This is a genomic window from Isobaculum melis (assembly GCF_900111355.1).
GTDB lineage: Bacteria > Bacillota > Bacilli > Lactobacillales > Carnobacteriaceae > Isobaculum > Isobaculum melis.
The window spans coordinates 67960-77990 of record NZ_FOHA01000004.1 but is presented as its reverse complement, the minus strand read 5'-3'; the positions used below and the strand labels follow the sequence as shown (position 1 = coordinate 77990).

General features: G+C 34.7%; 12 protein-coding genes. 2 read left to right on the top strand and 10 right to left on the bottom strand.

From position 1 onward, the window contains the following. Positions 1 to 409 precede the first annotated feature (409 nt). Positions 410 to 880: a YtxH domain-containing protein gene (locus BMW29_RS04760; RefSeq protein ID WP_177165674.1), complete on the bottom strand. Its 471-nt coding sequence runs from the start codon at positions 878 to 880 to the stop codon at positions 410 to 412. A gap of 30 nt (positions 881 to 910) precedes the next feature. Next, complete coding sequence (locus tag BMW29_RS04755) at positions 911 to 1363, bottom strand: DUF948 domain-containing protein (protein WP_092650882.1); 453 nt, start codon at positions 1361 to 1363, stop codon at positions 911 to 913. Positions 1364 to 1572: 209 nt separating this feature from the next. Here BMW29_RS04755 and BMW29_RS04750 point away from each other — a divergent pair, with 209 nt between their 5' ends. Together BMW29_RS04750 and BMW29_RS04745 are read left to right on the top strand one after the other, a co-directional pair. Next, a complete protein-coding gene (locus BMW29_RS04750; protein WP_092650880.1) occupies positions 1573 to 2472 on the top strand; it encodes a mechanosensitive ion channel family protein in 900 nt (299 codons plus the stop codon). 63 nt (positions 2473 to 2535) lie between these two features. Beyond that, complete coding sequence (locus tag BMW29_RS04745) at positions 2536 to 2976, top strand: hypothetical protein (RefSeq protein ID WP_092650878.1); 441 nt, start codon at positions 2536 to 2538, stop codon at positions 2974 to 2976. A gap of 60 nt (positions 2977 to 3036) precedes the next feature. On the opposite strand, the gene BMW29_RS04740 is transcribed toward BMW29_RS04745, so the two are convergent. The 8 genes from BMW29_RS04740 to rph form a co-directional block, all read right to left on the bottom strand. Continuing rightward, the gene (locus BMW29_RS04740; protein WP_092650876.1) at positions 3037 to 3471 is read right to left on the bottom strand and encodes an organic hydroperoxide resistance protein; all 435 of its coding nucleotides are present in this window, start codon (positions 3469 to 3471) and stop codon (positions 3037 to 3039) included. A 482-nt stretch (positions 3472 to 3953) separates the two neighbouring features. Next, positions 3954 to 5099: an N-acetyldiaminopimelate deacetylase gene (locus tag BMW29_RS04730; RefSeq protein WP_092650872.1), complete on the bottom strand. Its 1146-nt coding sequence runs from the start codon at positions 5097 to 5099 to the stop codon at positions 3954 to 3956. Between the two features lie 63 nt (positions 5100 to 5162). Beyond that, a complete protein-coding gene (dapD, locus tag BMW29_RS04725) occupies positions 5163 to 5864 on the bottom strand; it encodes a 2,3,4,5-tetrahydropyridine-2,6-dicarboxylate N-acetyltransferase (protein WP_092650870.1) in 702 nt (233 codons plus the stop codon). Positions 5865 to 5914: 50 nt separating this feature from the next. Further along, the gene (cbpB, locus tag BMW29_RS04720) at positions 5915 to 6388 is read right to left on the bottom strand and encodes a cyclic-di-AMP-binding protein CbpB (RefSeq protein ID WP_092650868.1); all 474 of its coding nucleotides are present in this window, start codon (positions 6386 to 6388) and stop codon (positions 5915 to 5917) included. Between the two features lie 123 nt (positions 6389 to 6511). Then, positions 6512 to 7354 carry a YwqG family protein gene (locus BMW29_RS04715; protein WP_218139644.1) on the bottom strand — a complete coding sequence of 281 codons (843 nt, stop codon included), beginning with the start codon at positions 7352 to 7354 and terminating at the stop codon, positions 6512 to 6514. A gap of 60 nt (positions 7355 to 7414) precedes the next feature. After that, positions 7415 to 8089 carry an HAD family hydrolase gene (locus BMW29_RS04710; protein WP_177165673.1) on the bottom strand — a complete coding sequence of 225 codons (675 nt, stop codon included), beginning with the start codon at positions 8087 to 8089 and terminating at the stop codon, positions 7415 to 7417. 27 nt (positions 8090 to 8116) lie between these two features. Continuing rightward, entirely contained in the window at positions 8117 to 8629 is a 513-nt protein-coding gene (locus BMW29_RS04705; RefSeq protein ID WP_092650864.1) for a metallophosphoesterase, read from the bottom strand. A 37-nt stretch (positions 8630 to 8666) separates the two neighbouring features. Further along, positions 8667 to 10025: a ribonuclease PH gene (rph, locus tag BMW29_RS04700; RefSeq protein ID WP_092650862.1), complete on the bottom strand. Its 1359-nt coding sequence runs from the start codon at positions 10023 to 10025 to the stop codon at positions 8667 to 8669. Positions 10026 to 10031 lie beyond the last annotated feature (6 nt).

The window sequence follows — 10031 nt, the reverse complement described above, 5'->3', positions numbered from 1 at the left end:
AAACAAGTGTTATCTGCATCCTTATATTATATGATTCATCACAAGTTGTCAATTACTATTTAAAAAAAGGTAAAACTTTATCTAGTTCTTGTAATAAGGTACATTTATAAAACATCCAAGCTACTAAGTATCTCTATTTAATATATTAATATTTCTATTTTTATCTTTTCAACTAGCTATTCCCTAATAATTTATAAAAACAAACTTTTGCTTATACCAATAAAAATGAACCTAGTTTTACTTTTAACTACAAGTTAAATTTGTTAAAAAACGACAAAATCTATACCTAAATAAAACGTTGTTTTTACCTTTAAATTTGAATAAGAATTACTTTTTTGTTTAAAAAACAAAAAAAAGACCTTTTTTCTAAGCTTTTTTTAAGCATAGAATAAGGTCTGGAAAAAAATTTTTATTCTTCTTTATCTAAAACATCTTTAATTTCTTCTTTTGCTTCACTTGAAGTTTCTTCCAATTCAGAACGAATACCTTCTAAATCAGCATTTAATTCTTTTTGTGCTTTATTTAATCTAGAAGCAATTTGATCTGCTTGATCTTTTAGATTAACACGAATATCTTCTGTTGCATCTTTAGCTTTGGTATAAGCTTGTGAAGATTTATCTTTCACAACATTTGCAATGTCTCCTGCTTGTGCTGAAAAAGTTGTTGCTTTTTCTTTTGCAACATCTGCAAATTGAGAACTTTTATCAAATGCAATATCTTTAAAGTCAGTTGCTGTATCTTTAAAGTTGTTTGCATGCTCGCTTAAGTCTTCTCTTAATTCTTTTCCTGATTTAGGTGCTAATAATAATGCTGTAATTGCTCCTACTGCACTTCCTAATACGACACCAAATAAAAAACCATTACCTTCTGATTTTGCCATCTTCATTCGCTCCCTTATATAGATATGATTTTAAAAATTATTTTGTTCTTTTTTTAACTGCTTTTTCGCTTGTCTATTTTTATGAAATTTTAAAGCAATGCTTCCCATTTTTGTAAAAGCAGAAACTTGAGCAGTTTTCTTTGTTGCTCCTGATACTCTTGAAACTAAGTTACGACTTGATTCATTTAAATCAGAAACACTTGTCCCTAAATCCCCAACTGCGTTAAATAATGGATCGGTTTTTTGCAATTTTCCATTTAGATCATCCATTAAAGTGTTGGTTTTACTTAATAAACTTTCTACTTCAATTGCTAAATGATCAACATCTTTTGTTATCACACGAATACTTTCATTTGCTTGTTCGGCTGTATCAGAAAGCTTACTAAGAACTTTCATCACTTTTAATAAAGTAAATACTAAGAACAAGACAAGCACTGCGGATGCTCCAGCAGCTATCACAGCAGCTATTTCTACACCAGTCATACCAGCACCACACTTTCATTCTTTCTTTTTATGCTTCGACCACTCTTTTAGGCATTCCCCTAAAGAATCATCTTACCTCCTTTATTGTAACATTATTTTATTATTTTTAATAATCATTTGCTAAAAATTAAATTTTTATTTTTCTTTTGATTTCATGACAATCTCTGATAAAATGGATAGCAGATAAGCAAAAGCAAAGGGGTTTTTAGATGTCACAAGTTGTTGATAGTTCTATCACTGGGGAGATTATCCAGACTGCTTCTCAAAATACAAATGTTTTCTTAAAGTATTGGGAAAAAATTGATTGGGGTGGAATCGTTGCAAAAGGGATTGATATAAGTATTCAAATTTTAATTTTTACTGCGCTTTATTTTTTTATCAAAAAAGTAGGCGTGCGCATGATTCATAGAAGCTTTGAAAAATATCGTAAAAAGGAAACAGTTTCAGCTTCAAGGATAGATACACTGACAAGTCTTTCTCTAAACGTTTTTCATTATACGATTGTATTTATTTATGTTTATATTTTACTTTCTATTTTTGGTATTCCTGTTGGTACATTAATTGCTGGAGCTGGAGTTGTTGGTTTGGCACTAGCGTTTGGTGCACAAGGTTTTGTCAGCGATATCGTAACTGGATTGTTTATTATGTTAGAAAAGCAGATTGATGTAGGGGATTATGTCATGATTGCTGGGGTGGAAGGGAATATTGAAGCAGTTGGGCTTAGAACAACACAGGTCAGAAGTGGAAATGGTACATTAAACTTTATCCCAAATCGAAATATTACTGTTGTTAGCAATCAGTCAAGAGGCTATATGCGGGCATTAATTGACGTTCGTGTTACGCCTGATGCTGATCTTGATAAAATTCGTTCTATTATTGAAGAAATTAATCAACAGTTTGTAAAGAATCATCCTGAAATTGTTGATGGTCCAACTTTTCTTGGCTTACAGGATTTAGGAAATGGTGCATTAGCTGTACGAGTTGTCGCACATACTCAAAATGGTAGTCAGTCTAGTATTCAAAGGCTACTATTGAAGGAATATATTGATGCACTAACGGCTGCAAATATTACAATTCCAGCTTCTCCTCTTAATTTAGGAAAAATATGATTTATTTTTAACTTATTTCTGTTATAGTTGAGGAGTAACTATTTTGAAGGAAGGAGTTTTATCATGAATTTATCGTTACAATTAGATACTGAGTTATTTTTAAAAATTAATTTGTTCTTGATCCTCTTCTTGGCTTTCATTTTTGTTGTTGCAAAAATTCTTTTAGCAATTTGGATTTATCAAGATGCTGAGAAAAGAGACATGTTTTCCTTACCTTGGATCATTTTTCAAATCTTTAGCTCGACAATTTGTTTAATTGTCTATCTTTACAGTCGAAAACCAGAAGTTGAAAACGAAAGAAAAGTAGCAGAAAAAAAACTATTTCTGATTGGCTTTGTGACATTAATCGTTTCATTTATCTTATTATTGGGAAGTACAACTACCTATTTGTTTGGCTACCAATTAAATAATGAAGAACCATCTTACTTAAACAATCATCGCTATAATGATGATTACGATGATTATTATGACTACGACGATTATGAAGATGATGATTTATTTTAAACAGCATACTTAAACAAAAAGATAAAAGAGAGTTTTTTTGCTCTCTTTTATCTTTTTTAGTTAGTCAATTTTATCGACTACTTTTATTTCCACCTCAATATTACCTCTTGTTGCTTTAGAATAGGGACAAAATTCATGTGCTTCTTTAGCTAATTGTTCTACCTGCGCCCTCTCTAGTTCTGTGATAGCAACTTCTATTAGAACGGCTAATTTGAAGCCTTTATCTGTTGAATCTGAAAGTAATTGAACTGTAGCAGCTACTGTCGCTTCTCCTGTTACCTGATGCTCTTTCATTTTATGCGCTAAGGCACTGTTATAGCAAGCACTGTATCCTATGGCAAAAAGTTGTTCTGGATTACTTCCTTGTCCAGGGCCTCCTAGCTGTTTTGGTGTAGAAACACGAACAGAAAATGAATGATCTGCTAAATGGCTTTCTCCATCTCGGCCATTTGTATTTACTGCTTTCGTTTGATATAACACGTTAGAATCTGTCATAAAACATCCTCCTTTATGTGATTATCTTACAAACTCATCTTATGCTTATTTAGAGCACTTTACAAAATATTTGCTCAAAGAGGACGGAACAAAACTGAAAAGTTTTATCCCGCCCTCTTAAATTGCTTCTAAAAGCCCATAAATTGTCTCAGTAAATGGTGCCCAAAAGGCAGATTTGGTTCGCAATTGCCAAGAATTAATGCAAACGTAAGTCGTAGATGATGATTAGTAGCTACTACACTACGCTTCGATCACAACAACTTTAATATGGTTCAGAGTCGAACTGTGTTCGATCTGTATCATGTCTCTAAGGATTAAAAATCCTAAGAAGCATGACAATGCTAGAGTTGCTAAGAATCTCGGAGAACAAAGTGATTCGATGATGAATAATACCTACTTGGTGAAGGATTTGCTTCATAAAATGGGTAATAAGGAAAATAAAAAGGTTCAGAGTCGAACTGTGTTCGATCTGTATCATGTCTCTAAGGATTAAAAATCCTAAGAGGCATGACATCTTGCTGTCTTAACCATTTTTCAACTTGATCAATCCCAAATGGGATAGCTGCTTCATCTGGTGAAATTTTTTCATGATGTAACGCATAGTCACAGCCTACTCCTAACCAAAACATTGTTCCAGGAATTTTATCTAATAAATAGCCAAAATCTTCTCCTGTCATAGCAGTTGGAAAATCTACATAATTTACTTCAGGCTGTGCTTCCATAAAAGTAATAAAAGCACTTGTTTGCTCTTGACTATTCACAACTGGATAGTAGCCTTTTTTCTCCATTGATAAGTCAATTTTACATTGATAGGAAACTTCTATTCCAGCTACAATTTCTCGCATTCTTTGCTCAACTAAATCATTCATTTCTGGCGTTAAGGTGCGAATGGTACCAGATAATTCTGCTGAGCCTGTAATAATGTTATCAGCCGTACCGGCAATAAGCTTACCAAATGTAATAACTGCTCCTTCTACTGGATTGACACTACGGCTCACAATGGTTTGGGCTTGCATAATCAGTTGTGCTGCCGCCACAATCATATCATTTGATTCATGTGGATAGGCTGCATGACCACTTTTGCCATGAAATTTAATTTTAACCGTATTTGTTCCTGCAAATAATGTGCCAATTTTGGTTCCAATCGTTCCAACTGGTAAACTAGGCTGAATATGAAGGGCATAAAATGCATCTGGCATCCACTCATCCATCATTCCTGCATCATAAACTAATTTTCCGCCTGCTTCATTTTCTTCAGCTGGTTGGAAGAAGAATAAGATATTATTTTCTGCTGGCTGCTCAGCAAAGCGACTTAAGGCGCCTAAGGCAATTGCCATATGTAAATCATGGCCACATGCGTGCATCTTCCCTTCATGAATAGAAGCAAAAGGTAACCCAGTCTGCTCAGTAATAGGTAGTCCATCAATATCTGTACGCCAACCTATTGTTTGCTCTCCTACTGTTCCTTTAACAAAAACTAAAATCGCTGTTTCCCAAGTTTTAATGGTCAGATGTTCCTGTGGTAAGCGGTTAATTTTTTCCAATAAATAAGCTTGTGTTTTAAATTCTTGTAACCCGATTTCAGGAATTTGATGCAATTCTCTTCTGATTTGAATAAATGGATTCATGTTTCATCACACCTTTCTATTTTTCTAAAAAGCTATCCTTGGTTAAAAGGATAGCTTGATTGTCTATAATTTTCTTAATTCTTCCATAATGTTTGTCTTACTTTTTGTTTTTTCATCAATATCTTTAATTTTTTTAGCTGGAACACCTGCAACTACTGTATAAGGTGCAACATCATTGACCACAATTGCTCCTGCAGCTACAACGGCACCTTCTCCAACACGTACCCCTTCTAATACAACTGCATTCGCACCAATGACTACTTGATCTTCAATGATAACAGGTGTCGCACTTGGCGGCTCTATTACGCCTGCTAAGACAGTTCCTGCGCCAATATGGCAATTCCTACCAACTGTTGCACGACCGCCTAAAACAGCGCCTAAATCAATCATGGTTCCTTCACCAATGACTGCACCAATATTAATCAAAGCGCCCATCATAATGACTGCATTGTTGCCAATCTCAACTTGATCACGAATAATCGCACCCGGTTCAATACGAGCATTAATCGTTTTAGTGTCTAATAACGGAATCGCTGAGTTTCGACTACTATTTTCAACAACATAATCTTCAATCCATTCTTTATTTGCTTTAAGAAATGGTGCGATATCTTCCCAATCACCAAATACAGTCCCTGTCTTACAGTTTGTAAAATGTTGGATTGTTGCTGGAAATGTCATTTCTTTCAAACGACCTTTGAGATAGACTTTAACAGGTGTTTTTTTCTTACTCTCTGAGATAAATTGAATAATTTCGTGTGCATCCATTGCTTACAGCTCCTTTTTTTGTGATTTTTCATTATTTATTTAAACGCAATTTATGAAGGTTCTTTTTCTTCAACATGATAGACTGCTTCAAATTCATGTGCTAATCGATTGAGGCCCTTCATCATTTGTTTTCTAGGAACAATACCTGTAAAACTGCCTTCATCACTCGCCACACAAATAAAAGAGTAATCAACTAGTAAATGAAGAATTTCTTCTAAATCATAAGGATTTTCTACGATTGGAAAATCTGTATTCATGACTTCTGAAACTTCGATTTCTGATAATTTTTCATAATCAATTTTTTCAAGTCCTAAAATGGCATCCGTAATCATGGATAAAGACAATAACCCTTTAATACAGTAATCTTTATCTAAAACTGGAATCACTGAATAGCCTACTTTTGTTAAGACAAGTAATGCATGATCCAATCGATTATTGACTTGAACATGGGCCACTTTTTCAGCTGGCACCAAGATGTGTTCTTTATTTTCTAATAAAATCGCTTCAATTTTTTTTCCAATCATAACAACAATGTGCCTCCTTGGATTTCTTATCCTACTTTTACTATTTTACGTTATTTTCTTTGAGATTTCATTAAGAAAGAACATTTTATTTCAAGTCGCGATTGAAAAGGCTTAATAGCGCTATTATGAACAGTCCCAATTGTACATTACTTTTGTGAAATCTTGATTGATTAAATCTTGGTGATGAATAAAGAAGTTTCCTACACCACAATCCCCCCACATGATTTCAGATTGCTCATCAATTTGATCACTGGCTAATTGAAATAATAAAGTATCATAGTATTGTCTTTCTTTGGTGTATCTTGGATCTTCTTGGGTAAAGAAAGGATAGCCACCTAACTGGCTACTGAAATAACCTGCTTCATTCATTGCATCATAGCTTAAATCATAAAAATCATCCATTTTACTTTCATCGGTCACAATATTTTCTAGTAATTCATAGCTATTGCCACCATAAGCTTGTTCAAAATCAACACTATCAGCCACTAGTAGTTGCGCTGTTTCCTTGCCAATGATGCTGGCTTCTTTTGGAACAACTGGATAATAATCATTTTCATCAATTGTTTGTTCAAAAAAGGCATTCTGTTCTGCTTCGGTATATGATTCATCTGAGAAGCTCTCTGTATAAATCACACGAAAGCCTTGTTGCTTAATTGGATCATCAAAATTGAGCCCTAATAAATCATCATGGTAATTCACATAAAACGATAGTAAACCCTTTGTTGGAAAATCAGCTAATACAGGCATTTCTGCAAAATTAATTTGTGCGAGTAATGAAAGTGGCTTTTGATTTTGATCAACTGGATAAGGCATTTTTTTACTAAGATAACCTCTTCCGCCAATTTTGCTTTGGGTTAGAGTCAATGTCTCTGTTGCTTCAAAAGTCAAAGAAATGCGTGGTTTTTTTGTTAATTTGATTTTTTCAATACATGCTGCTGGTAAAAATTCCTGTAATCTCTCAATCATTATGCTAAACCCCTTTTTATGTATACTTGATAAGCAAAAAGGAAGCAGTAAAGCCTCCTTTTATTTTTCATCATCATTTTTTGACAGGTACTCTTTAACAGCTAACAAGCTATCAAAAATACCATAAGCACCTTGTTTGACTGCTTCAGTTGGCGCAAGTAAATCTGGTATAAAGTAAAGAGGGATTCCAGCCGCTTGAGCAGCTAAAAAACCATTAATAGAGTCTTCTAATACCATTGCATTTTCTGGTGCTATTCCAAAGTGCTGACATGGTCGTTGGAATATTTCTGGATTTGGCTTACTTTCATGTACTTCGTCTCCACCAATAATAAAATCAAAGTAATGGGCAATTCCTTCAAAATTTACATTAGCAACAACTTCATCATGCTTACTTGAAGAAGCAACCGCTATTTTCACTGATTGTGTTTTAAGGTAATCTAATAGGTCAATTAAGCCTTTTTTCTTTCCTAAAGTACCATTTTCTTTAATAATATGATGATGGTGGTCATGTAAAGTAGCCAACCATTCATCAATTGGTATATCCTGTCCAAATTCATTCTTGACAGAGGATTCAAAACTCTTCATGCTTTTTCCAATTAAAGTCCGATAAAATGCCTCTGTATCTTTTAATGCATAATCTGCTGCCATTCTTTTCCACGCTTCTAAAGCAATGGCTTCCGTATCAAACATTAAACCATCCATATCAAAAATAACTAATTCTACTCCAGCTTTCACAAAAGCACCTCCATGATTCATTGTTCATTATTTTAAAAATGTAAAAGCTAATGCCTCAATCGGTTGGTGTGCAACATCATAATACTGTACATGGACCTCTGAATCAGTTGCTTCAACGATGGCATAGGTTTTAATTGGATATTGTCCTCGTGGTAAGCGAATACTACCAGGGTTTAAAACAATTAAATCATCAATTTTTTCTACACCTAATTCATGTGTATGACCAAAGAAAGCAAAGTTTGCTTGTTCTTCTAAGGCAGCATATTTTAAAGGATTCATCGATGATTTCACTTGATACAGATGACCATGTGTCATAAAAATGCGATTTCCTGCTACCTCTGCAACTAATTTTTCAGGATAGCCCTCATCAAAATCACAATTTCCTCTCACAACATAAACATCTTTCCAAATACTACTAGCTGAATCTAACTCAGAATCGCCACAATGAAACATGGCATCGACTTTCCCTTGATAATGAGCAAATAAATTCTCTAATACAGCTTGATCTCCATGATTATCGCTTACTACCAATACTTTCATGATGTTTTCCTCCTTATATTCTATTAAACGCCTATGCCTAATCTTGAATCCAATCTGCCCAAACAGTTTCTAATTTTTCTAAAGCATTCGCTCGATGGCTAATCGCATTCTTTTGTTCATTTGGTAGCTCAGCCATTGTTTGATTAAATTCAGGAACTAAGAATAATGGATCATAGCCAAAGCCGTTATCCCCTCTTGGAATACCAATAATCTGGCCTTCAACTGATCCTTCTACAACTAAGCTCTCTTTTCCTGGCATCGCTAATGCTAAAGTACAGCAAAACTTAGCTGTTCGCTCTGCTGCTGGAATACCTGTTAATTCATGAAGAAGCTTAGCATTATTTGCTGCATCGCTCTTCGGTTCACCTGCATATCTTGCTGAATAAACGCCTGGTTGACCATGTAGTGCATCGACGCATAAGCCAGAATCATCTGCTAAGACAAGCATATTTAAATGATGAGCAATCGTTTCTGCCTTCAATAAGGCATTCTCTACGAAGGTATCACCTGTTTCTTCTACTTCTGGAATTTCTGGATAATCTAGTAAGGTTTTAATTTTTAAGCCTTTAGAAGCAAATAGAGCTTCAAATTCTTTAGCTTTTCCTGGGTTTCCTGTAGCAATTAAAATCTCATCTGTCATAGCCACTGGTTCTTCATGTGGCATTCTTTTATTTTTAGCTAAGGATAGAGCTGTTTTTTGCTGGTTGATTAACTGTTGAATCCCTTTTTTAGCCAAAGCGAGCATTGCTGAGAGCTCTTCTTCTGTAAAGGTTGCTTCTTCACCCGTTCCTTGTAATTCAACAAAGCGACCACTTTCTGTCATCACAACATTCATATCAACTAGCGCACTACTGTCTTCATGATAATTTAAATCTAAAACAGGCTCAGAGGTTGGCAAGATGCCTACACTAATCGCTGCAAGATGCTCTTTAATTGGATTTACAGTAAGTGTGCCTGCTTCCAATAATTTTTCTACTGCTATCTTTAAGGCAACAAAGGCCCCTGTAATACTTGCTGTTCTTGTGCCTCCATCTGCTTGAATTACATCACAATCAACAACAATTGAGCGTTCGCCTAAATCTTCTAGCGAAATAATTCCTCGTAAAGCACGCCCAATTAAGCGTTGAATTTCCATTGTTCTTCCACCAAGCTTTCCTTTGGCAGCTTCCCGAATATTTCTAGAATTTGTTGCTCTCGGTAACATACTATATTCTGCTGTTACCCAGCCTTTGCCTTCACCGCGCATAAAAGGTGGCACTCTTTCTTCAACAGTGGCATTACAGATGACCTTTGTATTGCCAACACTAATCAGCACAGAACCTTCTGGATGCATTAAATAATCGGTTTGGATGGTTACTTTTCTATTTTCATTATTTGCTCTATTATCTATTCTCATTTTTTC